General features: G+C 39.8%; 24 protein-coding genes. 21 read left to right on the top strand and 3 right to left on the bottom strand.

All coding sequences use genetic code 11. The features are described 5' to 3' along the window. The first annotated feature begins 8 nt into the window (after window positions 1-8). The 6 genes from ACYX4N_RS12015 (at window position 9) to ACYX4N_RS11990 (ending at window position 5,557) form a co-directional block, all read left to right on the top strand. The gene (locus ACYX4N_RS12015; protein WP_476054179.1) at window positions 9-635 is read left to right on the top strand and encodes a hypothetical protein; all 627 of its coding nucleotides are present in this window, start codon (window positions 9-11) and stop codon (window positions 633-635) included. Window positions 636-1,050: 415 nt separating this feature from the next. Then, complete coding sequence (locus ACYX4N_RS12010) at window positions 1,051-1,857, top strand: DUF2971 domain-containing protein (protein ID WP_476054178.1); 807 nt, start codon at window positions 1,051-1,053, stop codon at window positions 1,855-1,857. A gap of 752 nt (window positions 1,858-2,609) precedes the next feature. Further along, a complete protein-coding gene (locus ACYX4N_RS12005; RefSeq protein ID WP_476054177.1) occupies window positions 2,610-2,867 on the top strand; it encodes a hypothetical protein in 258 nt (85 codons plus the stop codon). Between the two features lie 889 nt (window positions 2,868-3,756). Next, a complete protein-coding gene (locus ACYX4N_RS12000; protein ID WP_476054176.1) occupies window positions 3,757-4,341 on the top strand; it encodes a hypothetical protein in 585 nt (194 codons plus the stop codon). A 297-nt stretch (window positions 4,342-4,638) separates the two neighbouring features. Continuing rightward, on the top strand, window positions 4,639-5,061 hold the full coding sequence (locus tag ACYX4N_RS11995) for a hypothetical protein (protein ID WP_476054175.1): 423 nt from the start codon (window positions 4,639-4,641) through the stop codon (window positions 5,059-5,061). A gap of 136 nt (window positions 5,062-5,197) precedes the next feature. Then, window positions 5,198-5,557 (top strand): hypothetical protein, encoded by a 360-nt coding sequence (locus ACYX4N_RS11990; protein ID WP_476054174.1) that lies wholly within the window; start codon window positions 5,198-5,200, stop codon window positions 5,555-5,557. A 95-nt stretch (window positions 5,558-5,652) separates the two neighbouring features. On the opposite strand, the gene ACYX4N_RS11985 is transcribed toward ACYX4N_RS11990, so the two are convergent. From ACYX4N_RS11985 to ACYX4N_RS11975, 3 genes are all read right to left on the bottom strand, one after another. After that, window positions 5,653-5,970: a CcdB family protein gene (locus tag ACYX4N_RS11985; protein ID WP_476054173.1), complete on the bottom strand. Its 318-nt coding sequence runs from the start codon at window positions 5,968-5,970 to the stop codon at window positions 5,653-5,655. Then, a complete protein-coding gene (locus ACYX4N_RS11980) occupies window positions 5,970-6,215 on the bottom strand; it encodes a type II toxin-antitoxin system CcdA family antitoxin (RefSeq protein ID WP_474874228.1) in 246 nt (81 codons plus the stop codon). The genes ACYX4N_RS11985 and ACYX4N_RS11980 overlap by 1 nt, the downstream gene beginning before the upstream one ends. Window positions 6,216-6,357: 142 nt before the next feature. Next, the gene (locus ACYX4N_RS11975; protein ID WP_476054172.1) at window positions 6,358-7,335 is read right to left on the bottom strand and encodes a transposase; all 978 of its coding nucleotides are present in this window, start codon (window positions 7,333-7,335) and stop codon (window positions 6,358-6,360) included. 248 nt (window positions 7,336-7,583) lie between these two features. Here ACYX4N_RS11975 and ACYX4N_RS11970 point away from each other — a divergent pair, with 248 nt between their 5' ends. From ACYX4N_RS11970 to ACYX4N_RS11900, 15 genes are all read left to right on the top strand, one after another. Beyond that, window positions 7,584-8,477 (top strand): alpha/beta fold hydrolase, encoded by an 894-nt coding sequence (locus ACYX4N_RS11970; RefSeq protein WP_476054171.1) that lies wholly within the window; start codon window positions 7,584-7,586, stop codon window positions 8,475-8,477. 24 nt (window positions 8,478-8,501) lie between these two features. After that, on the top strand, window positions 8,502-9,593 hold the full coding sequence (locus ACYX4N_RS11965; RefSeq protein WP_476054170.1) for an RNA polymerase sigma factor: 1,092 nt from the start codon (window positions 8,502-8,504) through the stop codon (window positions 9,591-9,593). A gap of 92 nt (window positions 9,594-9,685) precedes the next feature. Continuing rightward, window positions 9,686-10,093 (top strand): thiol-disulfide oxidoreductase DCC family protein, encoded by a 408-nt coding sequence (locus ACYX4N_RS11960; RefSeq protein ID WP_476054169.1) that lies wholly within the window; start codon window positions 9,686-9,688, stop codon window positions 10,091-10,093. 154 nt (window positions 10,094-10,247) lie between these two features. Continuing rightward, window positions 10,248-10,418, top strand: a complete 171-nt coding sequence (locus ACYX4N_RS11955) for a hypothetical protein (RefSeq protein WP_476054168.1) — start codon at window positions 10,248-10,250, stop codon at window positions 10,416-10,418. Between the two features lie 167 nt (window positions 10,419-10,585). Next, a complete protein-coding gene (locus ACYX4N_RS11950; protein ID WP_476054167.1) occupies window positions 10,586-11,215 on the top strand; it encodes a hypothetical protein in 630 nt (209 codons plus the stop codon). Window positions 11,216-11,281: 66 nt separating this feature from the next. Further along, window positions 11,282-11,785 (top strand): zf-TFIIB domain-containing protein, encoded by a 504-nt coding sequence (locus tag ACYX4N_RS11945; protein WP_476054166.1) that lies wholly within the window; start codon window positions 11,282-11,284, stop codon window positions 11,783-11,785. Between the two features lie 62 nt (window positions 11,786-11,847). Further along, window positions 11,848-12,450 (top strand): GNAT family N-acetyltransferase, encoded by a 603-nt coding sequence (locus tag ACYX4N_RS11940; RefSeq protein WP_476054165.1) that lies wholly within the window; start codon window positions 11,848-11,850, stop codon window positions 12,448-12,450. A gap of 178 nt (window positions 12,451-12,628) precedes the next feature. Continuing rightward, entirely contained in the window at window positions 12,629-12,820 is a 192-nt protein-coding gene (locus tag ACYX4N_RS11935; RefSeq protein ID WP_476054164.1) for a YHS domain-containing protein, read from the top strand. Next, window positions 12,817-13,662 carry a DUF1444 family protein gene (locus tag ACYX4N_RS11930; protein WP_476054163.1) on the top strand — a complete coding sequence of 282 codons (846 nt, stop codon included), beginning with the start codon at window positions 12,817-12,819 and terminating at the stop codon, window positions 13,660-13,662. The genes ACYX4N_RS11935 and ACYX4N_RS11930 overlap by 4 nt, the downstream gene beginning before the upstream one ends. 67 nt (window positions 13,663-13,729) lie before the next feature. Continuing rightward, window positions 13,730-14,224, top strand: coding sequence for an AAA family ATPase (locus ACYX4N_RS11925; RefSeq protein ID WP_476054162.1), 495 nt, complete (start codon window positions 13,730-13,732; stop codon window positions 14,222-14,224). Window positions 14,225-14,297: 73 nt separating this feature from the next. Beyond that, entirely contained in the window at window positions 14,298-14,894 is a 597-nt protein-coding gene (locus tag ACYX4N_RS11920) for a DUF998 domain-containing protein (RefSeq protein WP_476054161.1), read from the top strand. A gap of 379 nt (window positions 14,895-15,273) precedes the next feature. After that, on the top strand, window positions 15,274-15,675 hold the full coding sequence (locus tag ACYX4N_RS11915) for a hypothetical protein (RefSeq protein WP_476054160.1): 402 nt from the start codon (window positions 15,274-15,276) through the stop codon (window positions 15,673-15,675). A gap of 141 nt (window positions 15,676-15,816) precedes the next feature. Further along, complete coding sequence (locus ACYX4N_RS11910; protein ID WP_476054159.1) at window positions 15,817-16,386, top strand: hypothetical protein; 570 nt, start codon at window positions 15,817-15,819, stop codon at window positions 16,384-16,386. A gap of 88 nt (window positions 16,387-16,474) precedes the next feature. Continuing rightward, window positions 16,475-16,861, top strand: a complete 387-nt coding sequence (locus ACYX4N_RS11905) for a tautomerase family protein (RefSeq protein WP_474806917.1) — start codon at window positions 16,475-16,477, stop codon at window positions 16,859-16,861. A 9-nt stretch (window positions 16,862-16,870) separates the two neighbouring features. Beyond that, on the top strand, window positions 16,871-17,275 hold the full coding sequence (locus ACYX4N_RS11900) for an MAPEG family protein (protein WP_476054158.1): 405 nt from the start codon (window positions 16,871-16,873) through the stop codon (window positions 17,273-17,275). Window positions 17,276-17,543: the final 268 nt, after the last annotated feature.

Below are 17,543 nucleotides of genomic sequence, written 5' to 3'. Positions count from 1 at the left end.
ATCTCAGTTTGACTGAAAGTTCAGAAACAATGCTTCAGCTTTCAACAAGTGACATTATTGCAATTACTGCCGTGGCGGTAACGCTAGTTGTGGGTGTGGTAAGTTGGTTTGTTTCGGCTGCTTTGGCCCGTCGTTCTATGAAGCGGATGGAGATTCAATATCGTTTAAAAATGACTCCTCTGCTGGATAAGAGCCGGTTTCGAGACGCAAATCAAATAACCATGTCTTATAAGGATGATGTCATCGACGAGTTGGTATTGCTGGAAGTGGATATTATAAATTCCGGTAACGTCGCTATTGAGAATCCTCCACTTAAAATTGAATCAAAGGATGCCACTTATATTATTCCAGCTTACATCGATGATATTCCAGATGGGTATGACACTTTCTGGGATTTCGAGCGTGAGGATGGAGAAACATGTTTAATCCAAGCTAATCACATTAATCCTGGTCAAGTCCTAAAAGCACGCTTCTTGATGGATCAAATGCCATCCGGAGAGCCCGTTTTTACTTGCCCTATGCCAAATTTGAAAGTTCGTCGAACCAATAACATAGAAATTTCACCCCTAGCCAATAAGTTATTGGAAGTAATGTACCCAACATTAGCTAGCGCTATAAAAGTTACTACTAGGTAGTCGGACAACTAAACAAGACAGGCATGTTTGTGGAAACTAAATAAGACAGGCATGTTTCTGTATAAAGTTATTAACTTTTTGCTTCTTATGCGTTAAAGAACTTATAAATAAAATGAAAAATGGTTTTCAGGCAGTTGTGATTGACCGAGTATAGCTACAACTAAAATGAAGCCGTCTTCTTTTGTAATACGTAACAAGACAGGCATCTTTCCGTACTTTTCTTGGCGGTTTCACGGACTTCTTTAATCTGAAAGGCGCGCGTTTAGACAACACTATGAACAGTGTTACTATTCCAAAAGAAAAAACTACAAACATGCACCCAAAACTATTTGAAGGATTAGGTGATAAACGCGTCTAAAATCACATTAAGTCGGTCGCAGGCTCGCTGGGCCAGTAACAGAAGGAGTTTTTGTAAATGGATATACCTAGTAAGTTGTATAAGTACGAGAGTTTTTCTACTCAAAGCTTGTCAAATTTAAAATCGCAAACTTTATACTTCGGATCACCAGCAAATTTTAATGACCCATTCGATTGTAAGATAACTGCGAGGGTTGAAAAGCCAACCGAGGCTGAATCCGAGTTATTTAGAAAACGTTATTCGACTATCCCTGATTTACCTGATGAAACTAAGCGTGCTTTGGACACGGCTACCGCTAAAGAGGTGAGTGATTGGCTTCATGGTGTTGGAAGCAAAAATATTAATAAAATTATTCAGAATGGCATTGTGGAAAAGGGGGTCTCGTGTTTTTCAGAAAATTACAATGATTTGCTTATGTGGTCTCACTATGGAGATAAAAATAGAGGATTTTGTTTAGAATTCGATACTTCGTTTGAGCCATTCAATAAAGCAAAAAAAGTAACATATACGAACCAAATCCCAACGATAAGCATTACTGATGCATTATTAAAAAATGAATATAAACAGCTATTTGATTTATATTGTACTAAATCAAAATCTTGGGAATACGAGGCTGAATGGAGGTGCCTACATGAAACTGCTGGTACAGAATGGATTTATGAAAGCAGTGCGCTTACTGGTGTGTACTTTGGCTCGAATGTCCCACAACAGGCCATAGATATTATCTGCCTCATACTACAAGGGCAAAATGAAACAGTGAGGTATTGGAAAGGAGTTAAGAGTGAAACAAAATTCGAACTTGAGTTCGAAGAATTCGCATATATCCCTTATAGAGTCGCACGAGAACGAGGACTAGTTACCTAACCATGACTAAACAAGACAGGCATGTTTGTGTAGCGTTAAATACACCGAAATCATCTGCATGTCGACTTGGTGTTTTTAATAAATGAGCGAAAAACGACATTACGGTTTTTTCTTTATTTCTCTGTTGGTTATGGTTTAGAGTTGTGAATTAAAAAGACAGGCATGTTTGTGTCTATTGCACAGGTGTCCGCGCGCCCTTGTTTTAAAGTTAGGCACTAAATATGAATCCCATACAGCAAGCATCTAACTACGATAAGATTGCAGCATGTACTAAACAAGACAGGCATCTTTGCGAAAATAAATACGTATCGGTATACGCTTAATATGGATGTCCAAATTTTGGGCTAAAAAAACTACTAAACAAGACAGGCATCTTTGCGAAAATAAATACGTATCGGTATACGCTTAATATGGATGTCCAAATTTTGGGCTAAAAAAACTAAACAAGACAGGCATGTTTGTGAAAATAAATTCGTATCGGCATACGCTTAACATGGATGTCCAAATTTAGTGGGAAAGACCTGCATAGAGTACCAAACAAGACAGGCATCTTTGTGAGTATGAATACGACATACGCTTAACGTGGATGTGGACTAAACAAGACAGGCATGTCTGAGTATTTTAATTTTATGCCTGTCTTGCTGTTTAACTCTCTGGGACAAAACATAAGGGCTCATTCGCCTAGCTCCAAATTTTAGGACACGCGTTATTGTCACTAGAGGGGGTAATTTATTTAAAGGAAAAGTAAAAATTTGAAAGAATATTTTGAGATTCACTGTGAGTGCGGCCTAAAAGATCTAAGAGCAACGTCTTACGAAAAGGATTCGACTTGGAGTTCGTATACGATTTGGACGTTCGAAAATGTAGACTGTGCAAACTCACGAGTGGAGGGCAAAGGCATGGTGAATATCAAGCAAGCGATTGAAAAAGCAGAGCCATTTTGCCCGAATTGCGGTTCTGAAATACAAGAAATTCATTTTAAGTATTCACGTACACAACGAAGCGCCTAACTCGCTCACTGGTGAATAAACAAGACAGGCATGTCTCGCTATAAAATTGTACAATCTACTACTAAACAAGACAGTCATATTTGTTTCCCTCGGTTGGGGGGAAAACCAATAAGGCTAATCATGACAGGCATGTTTGTGCCCACACAGATCTTATTAAAAGCGAAAAATAGCAGGTAATTAAATTGAAGTTGATTAAATATCACGTTGATAAAAAGTACATATGGTCTTTACGGATATTTTTCCTGTTAGCGTCAATTCCTTTTGTTTACAACGTTTATGAGACAGTAACCACGAGTGTTGCAATCGACGGTAAATTTACTTTTGTCAAAGATGAACACCGCGGATATTACTCTTATCTATTTAAGCAACTGGCGATATCATTATTGTTACTATGGTTAGGACTATTTAGCGTTCGTGAGAAAAATAATAGCGAATCTCAAGACTAGACTAGACAGGCATATCTGTTTCAGGACTAATAGAAACAGGCATGTTTCTGTGTAAAGTTATGGAACTAAAAGAGACAGGCATGTTTATGTTATTTAAACGGACAATTTATAGTTGGCTTTGCTCGTTCCTCACTATTTTAGCCAACTATAAATAGCCGCTTAATGCGGCGTTAGGTGCTCTAGCAAAAAATGATTGTTTACTACTTTACTTCTGCTAAAGACTTAAAAAGACAGGCATCTTTGTGAAAATGAATACGTATCGGCATACGCTTAACATGGATGTCCAAATTTAGTGGGTAACAACTTCCGCGCATCTGAATATGGGTTAAATAATTAGCATGGATCCAAGGCTTAAACTGAGACGCTCTTTATCTGAAGGAATCTCATCGTGGTTAACATTTGAAAAGTGTAGTGGTCGTGAAGGTCTATTCAGTGAAAAGTACATGGCTCTGCCAATCTCACAAATTTTAGCACATCATTTTGGCAACTCTGTTGAAGCTGAGCACAACCATCCTGTTTTGGCCACTAAAAAGCGCAGAGGTAGGCCGCCTCAACTCGACTTTATTGTCAAAGACAATCAAAAGGTATCCCTAGTTGTAGAAAGCAAATGGATTGGGGCAACCCCATTAAAAGTTGCGGATGTAATATGGGACTGTGTTCGATTGGAGTTAGCTGCCCACTATTACAATTGTGACGGTCTTTTTATATTAGCTGGAGAAAAAGGCAAGATTGATTCTTGCTTAAAATCTTCCTCTTTTAACCCTATAACAAGTAGAGGAAATCCTTCTCCAGTTCTTGGATTGGACAGTAACGGAAGAATGTCTGTAAATATTCAGTCACCTAAAAAAGACTTCGGTCCTGCGCTACATCAATATTTAAATGCTTTCTCTGATGTATATTTTCCAAGGTCATTTTATTGCGGAACTGGAGTTCAAATTCACAAAGATGCACCAAACAATAAATACATTGCTGCCGTTTGGCACATAAAACCCGAACATAATAAACGGTTTACTTTTAAGGCGTACTAAACAAGACAGGCATGTTTGTTTGAATAGCATGACGGTTTGGAGACGAGTAAGCTGTTATACATACACCAAAAGGAGCGATTAGTTGAAGCATTTATGGAAAATTATTGCGGTTGCTGCAATTGCATTGACTTCCTTTTTCGGCGGTACACTATATGCGGTTAAAAACTACCATTAGGGTGTAACTGAAGGGTTCCTGAAACTAAACAAGGTACTAAACAAGACAGGCATGTTTGTTTGAATAGCATGACGGTTTAGGGACGAGTAAACTGTTATACATACACCAAAAGGAGCGATTAGTTGAAGCATTTATGGAAATTTATTGCGGTTGCTGCAATTGCATTGACTTCCTTTTTCGGCGGTACACAATATGCGGTTAAAAACTACCATCAGGGTGTAACTGAAGGGTTCCTGGTCATGTCTGATCTGGTGAGATCAAACCGTGTTTTCGAAGTTTCTCAGTTAATTAACCTCTATAAACAGAGCGAACAATCGCCTGATGAAGCTAAAGAATTCATGAAACGAATGATACTAATGAAGTTCACTGAAGAAGATAGGTTTAAAGGTGTTTTTGGAGAAAGAGTTGGCGGTGAGGATGGGTTGCTTTTAGCGAACTTGGAAATTGAAGAGTTTATTTCAGAATACCCTCTTAAGGAGTGTGAAACTGAGCCAAAAGAGAAGCAACTTGAATGTAATCTGAAACACATATTGCCCGAGGGGTAGTGTATGTATAACACACATGAGCCTCCGGGCTGTCAATTGTACTACAAACTAAAGAAGACAGGCACTTTATACTTCTGTGTGACGAGATATACATTTTGAGCGTGCCCAATTTCTTTGCTCTTGAGGTTTTAAAAAAGTGAATAATCCAGACGAAGTTTTTCATCATCTCAAAGATATTCTGACTCCATATTCCAATGGCATGGTCTTGGTCACTGACAATCCCGATAATTTTTATTTGAACACGCATCACGTTATGAAAAACAAGAAGCCAATGTATTTTGGCTCAGTCAAAATCAATAAGAATTATGTCAGCTTTCATCTGATGCCCGTTTATGTATTTCCAGAATTATTAGAAAGTATATCGCCAGAGCTTAAAAAACAAATGCAAGGCAAATCGTGCTTTAATTTTAAAGCAACAGATGCCAGACTCTTTCAAGAGCTCAAGGAATTGACTAGGGCAGGGTATGGAAAGTACCAAAAAGCAGGTTACTTGTAGTATCGGCCGGCGCTTAATACTAAACAAGACAGGCATATTTCTTTTCTAGACAGGCATGTTTCTGTATACCCACCTATCTGAGTTGTTATTGAAAGCTATATTCCAGTAATGGCAAAGTCTATTGCACCTATTAGCAATTCGCGGGATTGGTCCAAAGAACCGATGCAGTCCTTGAGCACATCTTCGGGTATGGAACTCAGTTGTTGAGCCAGGAATAGGTACGTCTCGCCTTCGAATTCTATCTCCGGCGTTAGGTTTTTCATGTAAAGACTATTGCTAGTCTTATTCTTTGTCAGCGGTACAATTAACCTTGTTGCTAATTGGTCAATTACGGAGTTCTGAACATCTACAAGAAAAGGGTAAGCTTTATTAGTTTTTGAGCTTGGGTTTCTGTAAACATCAAACTGTGCCATTAGAAGTTCCGGTACTCATCACCTACACAACCGTTCTCAGCAACAAACTCGTTGTACGCAGCGATGGCAGCTTTGTTTTCTTTTTTCCATCTTTCTTCTTCAACGCTTTTTAATTTGTCTTTAAGTGCCTGTTCTAAGGTTGCAGACAGGTTAACTTTTAAGTCTCTAGCTTTTTGTAATAAATCGCTGTTTAAGCTTAAATTAGTCGCTTTCTTTGGGGCATGGATGTCATATAAATCTTGCATACTATCATTCCAAATTGTTCTACAATTTAACTATACGCATAGGGATGCGCATTGTAAAAAATTAAGTCCTTAATAAGTCAGGCTTCATTGGGTACAGATGTATATATATTGTGTCCGTTTCGCTCTCTATTATACTGCAAAGCTAACCAAGTAAGCGCATAGCATTTTGTCGGCCCTGAACCCTTAGTTGATATTGATTCTGCGCGTATTGCTCTAGGTGAGTTACTTTGCCGGCGGCGTGCTTAAAGCAGGTTTCAAATTGCGTGGTTAAAGTTATCCAATGTTCTTGTTCAATATTGAGGCGCTCTAAAATAGGGGGCAGGTTATGCTCAACCTTGCCGCGTTTATTTGGATGAATATATCTGCTGGTTATATCTACAAGCTGTAAGTAGTCTGGAAGAGTAAAAGGTAAACCGTGTGGCATCTCTTGCCTTGGATTGCCTGCAAAAGGCATAAGTCTTTTCGGTGTTTTGCCTACTTTAGCTGCGTTAATACGGTATTGAATGCTGGTATGGTCCGATGTTTCAGGCGTTTTGGCCATCTTTGCTCGTACTGGGTTTAAATCAACATAAGCCATACAGGCTGCAAGGGCTGACTCATCCAGCAGCGCTTGAGATTTAAACCGTCCTTCCCAAAAATGCCCTGTGCAGTTATCCTCTTTATTAGCGGCCCTGGCAATGTATTCATTTAGTGCACGCATAAACCAGCTGATATCAAATAACCTTTTACGCCATACTTCAGCCGTTAAATCCACCGTTTTAATTTGGGTTTCATGTAAGTCTTTACGTGAATCTGCTGACATATAGCGCTTCGAGAGTAATGTGCCTTTGTACAGTTTGTGCCATCGTTGAATCACGTCCTCTGTACTTAGTGCGTCTGCTTTCTCTTTGTTTACGTGCAATACCAGATGCGTATGATTACTCATTACCGCATAAGCACATACATCAATTGCAAACACCTCACTTAAAACATGAATACGGTCTTCTACCCATTGGCGACGATGTTCAAAACTTCTACCGTTTTCCTCGCCACATAAAAAGGCACGACGTACACAGCGGGAAATACAGTGATAATAGGGCGTATTCGATAAACTAATTTGTGACTTTCGGGCTTTAGGCATTGCATCTGTCTTACTCTGATTAACTCGTTTACCAGTTTGAATAGCTATTCAACTTAAAGAAAGTGTACGAGGGGACAGTTTGGGATTTTTCTAGTTATGCCTGTCATGTTAAGTTTTTGTCTTGCTTTTCAGAGAAGGAGCAATATTGTCTAGCTAAGCTCTCAGGTAATATTGCCAAAAAAATTAGTCACACTTTTGTCGTCTGTGGTTACTAAGTAATAACACTAAGTAAAAAGGGCATTAATCACATGACAACTATCAATCAACACCTCGCTAAACACTATCGCAAGTATCAGTTAATTGGTCTGCTAATTGGCTTTCTTGTAGCCAGCTTTTCTATTGCAGCCCAAGAGACCATCGCGGCTTCACAAAAAGGAAAGGGGCCCGCTATTATTTTTATTCCTGGGCTTATGTCAGACAGCTCTGTGTGGGACGATTTTGCAGAGCAGTTTGAACAAGCACACCAGGTGCACCAGATATCAATAGCCGGTTTTGCCGGTTCAGCGCCGATAAAGAACTGGTCTATTGACCGGGTAGTGGGCGAGGTAGCCCGCTATATTGCCGACAACGACTTACAAGCGCCACTTATAGTAGGACATAGCCTTGGCGGGTTTGTTGCTCTCAATCTCGCTGTCGATTATCCTCAAGCGGTGGGTAAAGTGGTCTCCGTTGATGGGTTGCCATTCTTAGCACCTATTTTCACCCGTGATCCTCAGACTAAGGCTGAAGATATGCGACAACGTGCTGAACAAATGAAACAGTATTATGCCGCACTCTCGCCAGAACAGGTACGGGAAAGCACTCGTAATGGCGTCTATATCCAAGCTAGCAACGAAGACGCTCAGGAAAAAATACTGGCAATGGCAGAGCGTTCAGATCCACGTACCGTTGGTATTGCGATTAGTGAGTTAATGACCACGGATTTACGGGAAGATCTTACGACAACGCAAACACCTATATTGGTTTTAGGTGCCAGCGGTGCATTTTCCAGCGAGCAAGAACATGAATTTGCTGAGCGTTTGTATCAACAACAGGTTTCTCAGGCACCGACAGCAAAACTTTTGATGAATAGAGATGCCAGGCACTTTATGATGTGGGAAGCGCCAGAGTGGGTGGCGTCGCAGATAGCAAGTTTCATGTAATCTAAGGAAAGGAGAGAATGCAACATGAATACGCTCGCCGCTGATGTTATCGAAGCTAAGACTGGCAATCTCAAAGCGTTTGAACGGTTAATTAATCACACGCGGAATATGGTTAGCAGTTTAGCCCTTTCTATTATCAAAGATGTAGATGCCAGTGAGGAAGTGGCACAGTTGGTCTACATCAATTGTTGGCAAAACCTGAACTCGCTCAAAAGTGAAAATAGCTTTTTACCTTGGGTTAGGCAATCTACCCGCTATACAGCACTTAACTACATAAGAGACAACAAGCTTTCCAAACGTATTGGTGGTGACGAGGCCGATAAATTACTCGCCTCTTACTGTACGCAGGATCAAGACCCTCAAGAGTACTACGAAACTGATACGATGAAAAAAGTAGTAGCACAACTCGTAGACAATCTACCCGAAGAGACAAGAGAAGTGGTTCTTTTGTATTACAGGGAGGAAATGTCCAGCAAGCAAGTTGCTGAACTGCTATCGATTTCAGAAGCTGCGGTGCGTAAGAAATTGTCGCGGGCAAGAAAGGTGTTGAAGCAAGATGCATTAACTAAAATGGGAAGCGCCATCTATGCAACGGCGCCAGCGGTGACCTTCACCACAATGACGTTGGCAAACATAACAATGAGTGCACCGGCTTCGGCTGCAACTGCAACAGGTGGTGCAACTGCAACGGGTCTGACAAAGTGGAGTTGGCTGCTGAGTGGCGCGGCTATTGCATCAGCCTTTGCGGCTGTTGTGGTCTTTCTAAGTTCGAGATTTCCACTTAAGAACATGCACTCCGAGACCAAAAAGAAGCAGTTGCTCAAACTGCGCAACTTAACCATAGTTTGGATCTTATTAAGCGGTATACTTCTGTCTGCGGCTTATCAATTTACCAAAGGCGCCGCAGTGCCGATTGGCGCGTTTACCGTATTTTCTGCAGGACTTTACGTTCTGAGCAGACGTTCTCAGTTGCTTATCGAATATGACGAGGGAGTAAAATCCCGCAGGAGATTTTGGCACCCTAACTTGAGTAAAGCGTGCATTTTACTGGGGGTAGTCGCGGGATATACTGGGCTTTTTATTGGCCTTATCAATAATGGACGGCTAGTACTCTAGCACTGGTCCAGCATGTTGTCCTAATTTCGAAGTTTAAACAAGACAGGCATCTTTATGTAGTCGCGCAGCGGTATATTATTTTGGCTTATTCATTGAAAGAAAAAGATTTAATTATTTACGATGGAGTGTGTAACTTCTGTAACGGAGCTGTCGCATTCATTTTGAAGCGCGACAAAATGGAACGCTTTATTTTCTCCCCACTGCAGTCAACTTACGCTCAGGAGGTTATAGAACGCTATAAAGTCGATACAGTAGGTGTTGATACTTTCATGTTGGTTAAAGACGGGAAAGTCTTTCTGTGGTCAGACGCAGCACTTGAAATCGCCAAAGATTTAAGTGGTTTCTGGTTTTTGTTCGGCATATTCAGAGTTTTACCAAGAACATTTAGAGACCTGTTCTATAAAGCCTTTGCTCGTAATCGCATCAAGCTTTTTGGTGGTACACAACACTGTCAAATACCCAATAAAAAGGTACTAGAAAGGTTTAAAGGCCTAGAGTAATCGCTAAAGACATCATGTTACAAATTGGTTAAAGCCTTAAGCTTAAAAGTTGACTAAACTAGTTTAAACAAGACAGGCATCTTTGTGTCTTTGTAGTTTCAACAATACAGGCATTCTTGTGTCTTTGTGTTAGGCATTTAAAAGGAGAGTTTAAATGAATGGTGTTTATCGAATTCTTATCGCTCTGGTTCTTCTAGTCGCAGCTATCGTATCTTACAGTATGGGTATTCAGTCAGGTGTGTTTCTATTCATCATTTTGGGGCTTGTTCTAGAAGGGGCATTTTGGTTCGGCATGTTTTCAGCCAAAAGGCGGAACGAAGCTTAGCGATATGTACCGGCACTTTTAGAATTATAGAAGATAGGCACTTTATGTAATATTTAATTATGCCTGTCTTGATTAGTTTGTTTAAACAAAAACTAGACAGGCATGTTCGCGCAGTGCCTTACATATATAGGATTGTTCTTGAAAAGTCAGAACGCTAAAAGGAATTTATGAAATTTAGAAGCAGAGTTTTATTGAAGTATCTTGGGCTTCTCCCCATCGTTTTGTTGCTTATAATGGTAAGCATCTTAGGTGAAAATCACAGAGCTAAAGAGCTTGTTGAAAATTATCTAGAAACCGTGAAGGTGGGCTTTGAAGCTGAAAAATGCATACATTTAAACTTCAAGAGTTCAAGTGGCGTCGACCAAAGACTATCCTGTGAAGATCAAAGTTTTTTATTTTTGATTTCCCTAATGAAAATGCTCGAATTAAAAGACTTTGGTAGTGTTGTTTACACGACAGACTTGAATAAATACTGGACTCCTTTTAGCTCAAACAACTTTGTTTCTGTCCACGTTACCTTTGAAAACATAAGCGAAAATACTTTTAGTAACATTATATTCGTTGTTGAACGAGATGGACTATCTTGGACGATTGATAAAATCGATATTAACAATAAAGAACTAGTCAGTGTTTATGAAGAGTTCAAGGCTTTAGACTTATCCCGTTATATAGAAGTTGCTGACGATACTTTAGTGATAAAGAGTAACCACCTGAAAGGAGGCAGCCTGTCTTACATTGACAAGATGGTTATAAAATACAACCTATATAGGTTGAATGAGTTTCTCAAAGATAGCTGATAACCCTATTTTATTAACCAGTTGTATCAAGTCACAATATTAGAAGAACAAAGGTAGACTAAAAAAATGAAGTGCCCAAGAACGCAAACACAGCTAAAAAGAGTCACAGTTGGTAAAGTTCCGGTTTATTATAGCAAAGCATGTGGCGGTGTCTTACTCGAAAATCAAACACTAAGTGACTTTGAAAACCCGCAAGAAAAAAGAGGGAATGTGTTAGCAAAGCACCTTAGCCAGTTTCATTACCAACTCGATTCTTTACATAAACGGGTTTCCTGTCCCAAATGCCCTGATACCGTGATGTTGCGCAGGTTTTATAGCCCGCTTCATGCGGTAGAGATAGATGAGTGCCCAGGCTGTGGTGCAATTTGGTTAGACACTGGCGAACTAGAAAAAATACAGTCATTGATGCTAAATGAAAAAGAGCGCGCACTGTTAAGAATAGAGCTAATGAAGAAGCATGAAAGGATTGAGGTGAAGGGCATGCCTCATACTCATGATAACTGGAACAAACGCGGAGATAAAGTCGATGCTTTTTTTGATTTAGCATCATATATTTCCAACAGTTGGTAAGCAAAAATAGACAGGCATCTTTGTGCTTAGCAACATACAGTCAGAAATACATGGAAAGTGAAATGTGGTTTGAAGATATTGAGTTAGAGTCTGAGAATATAAAGCTCACTCCGTTAACAATGGAACATGCAGACGCTTTAGTGAACGCAGCAAACGACGGTGAACTGTGGAAGCTATGGTTCACCTCTGTACCAAGCGCTGAAATTATTGATGACTATATTACGACAGCACTAGAGCAGAAAGCCAAAGGGCTATCGTTACCGTTCGTGGTTATAGACAAAGCTAGCGGAGAGGTTATCGGCTCAACACGCTTTTGTAATGCTGACCTTTTAAATCAAAGGGTGGAAATTGGTTACACCTGGTACAGCAAAAGCTATCAGAAAACATCATGCAATACCGAATGTAAGCTACTTCTTCTTACCCACGCTTTTGAAAGTCTCGGAGCAATCGCTGTAGAGTTCAGAACACACTGGCATAACCAAGTTTCACGTAATGCTATTGCGCGTTTAGGTGCTAAACAGGATGGTGTGCTAAGGAATCATCAAAGAATGCCAAATGGTGGTTATAGAGATACGGTTGTGTTTTCAATTATTAATACAGAGTGGCTAGCTGTTAAAGAGAACTTAACTTTTAAGCTCTCAATGCGTTCCAAGTACCTTTCTTGATGAAGTTTGTCCAATATGTGCTGGTGAGTTGAACATTACTCAGCGGTTCGGTAGCTGGAACATTGCGTGTGAAAAGTGCGATATGTCGTATTCTATTCGTGAGAGGCGCGCATATTTTTAGCTTTTACGGCAACTACGATATAAGTTGTATCTCTTAACTAGCGATAGAGAAAAATCAATGGAACCCATCAACAAGTTCTGCCCTAGATCTGGCAAGCCCGTAAAGCCCGATTCGCTTGCCGAATACAGGGGCTATACCGTTGGCTTTTGTAACCCAGGGTGCAGTAGCGATTTCGCCAAAAACAGCGACGAATGCCCAAACGATACTCAATACTTTGATGTGTTAATTAAAGAAAAATATGGAAAATGAAAACATTCATAATAGCGTTTTTATGCTTTTTTATAAGTAGTGTGGTTGCCGAAAGCAATTTAGATGAAAATGCGTTTACTCAAAGGTATGTGAAGGCTGTTACCACCAAACCAGAGGTTGTGAGTGCGCGAATAAAGGGCCGTCTAGAGGTTGAGATGACTTACAGTGGTGGAGGAACGTCTACCGCATATCTCGATAATGCCTATATGAATTACCTTTCTGACCCAGAAGAGCTCGACGTAATTATAGAAACGTACATCAGTGCGTTAACAAAGAACAGTAATGACGCTAAAGCCAACATAGATAAAGCGGATATTTTTCCCGTAATAAAAGATTCAGGTTATATAAACCATATAACTGAATTGATGAGCGAAGATGAGCTGCCTTTCTTTTATGAAAAACTAAATGATGTTCTCTATATTCTTTATGCCATTGATACACCTTCATCTATCAAGTTCATACCGAAAGAAGACATTGCTAACTTAGACGTAAAAGAGGAAGAGCTTAGGGACCTCTCAATGTCTAATTTGATGAATGCTATTGAGTCACTTCAAATCAAAGGAAACCCTTCGACCATCTCGATGATTGTGGCCGATGGCACTTACGAAGCGTCTTTTCTAATTTATGACGCGCTTTGGACGAAAGAAAACTTTCCGGTGAAAGGCGATATAGTTGTTTATGTACCCTCTAGAGACGTTGTAATTGTAACGGGTTCAGAGGATACGGAGAGTATAGAAACGGTGAAAGGGATAGTGCACAACCCGGAAAATCAGTGGCCTCATTCAGTAACAAAAACTGGGTTTATTCGCAAAGATGAGAAATGGCTTAAGTTTCATGATTAGCCGGGTACACGCTATAGAATAATAAGCGTTTCTCGATGCCTTTTGCTAAGGTAACAAGGAAAACACCGTGACTAAAATTTTAATATTCGGAAATTCCGGTTCTGGCAAATCTACGCTAGCGCGCCGTTTGTGTGAAACTCAAGGTTTAGCGCATTTAGATCTCGATACCCTTGCATGGAAACCCACTAGCCCGCCAGAAAGAAAACCGATTAAAGAGTCGGACCAAGAGATACAGGCTTTTACCGCTTCTAATGAGACTTGGGTAATTGAAGGGTGTTACACAGACCTGCTTAAGCTCGTGGAGGGGCAGTCTTCAGAAATTATATTTATGAATTTACCCATTGAGTTGTGCATTGCTAACGCGAAAGCAAGACCTTGGGAGCCCCATAAATATGATACCAAACAAGCGCAAGATAATAATTTACCTATGCTGATCGACTGGATTGCCCAATATACAAAAAGAGACGATACGTTTTCTTATACTGCACACCAGCAGTTTTATGAAAAATATAGCGGCAATAAAAAAATGATAACGCAAAATATTCCGCACCAAGCCAGTTAAAACGTTATTCGGCTTATGGATAGGGACTTTGATTAACTACTTTAAGCGCAATAAAATCAAGGAGGACACCCACTTGGATAGCTTCTTATCTTTTACAGGGATAGCTGCATCGGTTTGGATAGTTTTAGGCATTTACATCGCTTCTCGTTTCTATCCAAACTATAGCCACATGAAGCAGTTTTGTAGTGAACTTGGTGCATTTGGTAGCCCAACACAGAAACTCTCTCCTGCAATCAATAATTACCCGTTGGGCTTATTGTTCGCTCTGTTTGGGTATTACCTTATAAACTCACATCCAGACCATATGCCAACTATGGTTATCGGTGCAATGACAATAATACATGGCATCTGTACTTGGGTTTGTGGCTACTTCCCAATGGACGCCGACCCATATACAACAACACCTTCGAAAAGTTGTAAAATCCATACGTGGTCAGGGCTAATAATGTTAGTTTCGTTTACCGTGGCGCCGCTGATCGTTACTTTTTCTAGCTTCTATGCTTGGCCGCTGAGGATTCTGTCTGCATTAAGCGTTATTGGCTGCGTTTTCTTTTCATATAAACTAGCAAAATCCCTTGAACGAAAAACTGTACCAGGGCTTTATCAACGCCTAAGTTACGGATGCCAAATTCTTTGGCTGTTAATCTACTCAATATTCATGATTTTATAGAGCTGTGCAATGAACACTCGCTTTAAAAGCTCTATCCCTCTAGCTTTCTTATGCTTAGCATCACTTTGGTGGTGGTTTTACTATTCCTCCTCGAACTCTATCAATGACTATGGTGATGAAAAGCACGAGTGGTTGTTTATGTGTTTTTACAGACAAAAGATATTGAATCGTATCTCGTTTGGGTGTGGCTATTTAGGCGGCTAAACAAGACGGGCATCTTAATGTAGTCGCATTTTTGTATTCGGGGACAGTTTTGATTTTTCAAGTTATGCCTGTCATGTTAAGTAAAGTTGTTTAAAGTATGGCTGGCGCTCATTCTTCGCTAAGTATAGCCATGCATTGTCCTTTCTTTATGGAGCATTAGGGTTACAGGGAAAGTATGTACAAATCTGGTCAATATGTCCTAAACAAAGGGTTAAGTCCTTTATCTAGAACATTACTCGGTAGTATTGCAGGGTTGTTTGGTGTTGTTATGATTTTAATTGCGCCAGAAATGAGTAAGCCAATCGGAATTTATGTGTTTGGTGCTTTCTGCTTAACCATTTTTGTAATGTGTATCACTACTGGAAAGTTACGTAATTACTTAGGTCGAGTAATTGGTTTAACTGTATTTGGGTTATCTATTTGGTATTTACTAGGGCAACTAGGAAATGGTGAGTTAATATCAGGCAAGAGATCTGAACCATCTTTATTCAATGCGATATTATTCTTTTTCGCTTTTGGCTTTCCAGGTATTTGGTTTGCAATTAAAGGTAAATTTCCAATTAAAAATAATAGGTAACTACCGAGTGAGCGTAACACTAACAAATATCTATTAGCACCATTGCGTTAGCTAAACAAATGAGTAATCAAGACAGGCTTGTTTCGCTACAAAGTTATAAATTTTATACCTGTCTTATTCGCACTGAACATAAGGATTTAAATGGCACTGCACTTACTTTGGGATGAGTTTAGATCTTCCTTCGTTAAAAGTTTAGAAGCTTTACCTGTTTCCCAATTCAATGAGTCTTGGAAGACATCGAGGAATCGTACTCGCCTTTATGAGGATACTATTTTAGAGCCGCTTTCTCGTAAAATGGGCTTAAATTACAAAAAAGAGCTCTTCAAAATCGACTATACATTTTGTCGAAAATCTAGAAATGGAACAGATGTTCCACTGATTTTCATTGAGTCGGAAAATGTTGCGCTCGACGCTGAGCACGAAATGAGAAAGTTATGTTGCCTCTCAGCCCCGCTAAAAGTGCTAATTACTTGTGCAGAATGGAGTGATATACCGGGTGAATGGAAAAATGGTGGTTATAAAGAGCTTTTAACCAGAAGGTGGTCCGACATGATTTCTGCACACAATTCAATTTGGCCGCAACCTGCATTAACTGGAGTGCTAATAGCAGAGGCGTTAAATGAACGTTTGCGTTACTACAGCATACTTTTCGGTCCAAATGGTTCTATAGAAAAAGAAAGTGAAATCATATTTGAGGTTAAACTGCGTTAAAGTGAAAAAATAAAATACTCGAAGTAGAACGGGTATAAAAAATAACTAAAACTCCGTTAGCAATACAATAAACGCAAAGGACGGCAACGTGATCGTAATCTATGGCATAGACGAACAATTAAACCCAATAAAACGCAAGCTTTCAGATGTTATTCATTCATGTATGCAATCAGTCTTGGGCTTACCCGAAAATAAGAGAGCGCATCGCTTTGTGCCGCTGTCAAAAGACGACTTTTTTTACCCTGATGGTAGAACCGAGGCATACACAGTTATCGAAATAAACATGATGAAAGGGCGAGAAATACACACGCAAAAGTCTCTTATAAAAGCATTGTTTAAACAAATTGAGCTAGAGTTGGAGATTTCACCCGTAGATATCGAGATTACGATTAAAGAACAAGAAAAGTATCAGTGGGGTTTCCGCGGAATGACAGGTGATGAAGCCCTTGATTTGAAGTATAAAGTGAACGTTTAGCCCATTAATATGTCCAGTTTAATACTTCCACTATTTACACATGTACTTCTTTGTACTGTACTTTACGCATTACTCACCATAGCTCGCGCACCGGTTGTGTGGGGAGTGGGGCAGACCAAAGATGGTTCAAACCCTTTCAGCAATATTCAGCCTAAAATCAGTGCGAACCTAAGCAATCAATTTGAGTGGCCACTATTTTTTTACATTGCCATTGTATTGCTTATCGCAATGGATAAGCCAATAGACAGTGTGCAAATCTACTTGGCTTGGGTATTTGTAATTGGCAGAGTGTTGCACAGCGTTGTTCAAATATTTACCAACAATATTAGATTGCGTGGTATGGTGTTTACCATCAATTTTGTCGCTGTGTTGGCTATGTGGGCCTTAATTTTTATTGGTGAAATTGGCTTATAATATTGCCGTTAGAAGAACGAGAAGGCTGATTAAAGTGCTTCGTTAGCGACAACATTAAAAGACAGCGACTGTTTAATAAAAGCACTATTTAACAAAAGCAATTAAGAGCATTAAAGTTATGGAAGACGTTTTAGAACCACTGGGCCGCTTTATACTTCGGATACTCAAATGGATAGTCGTAGAAGCTATCATTGAATTCGTTATAAAAGGGATAGGGCATATAGTGCTCAAACTTTTAACCTTTGGCAAATACCCGCGAGCGGGCAGA

The organism is Alteromonas sp. ABH4_452 (assembly GCF_056311825.1).
The sequence above is the reverse complement of the archived record's forward strand: the minus strand, read 5'-3'. Positions and strand labels throughout refer to the sequence as shown.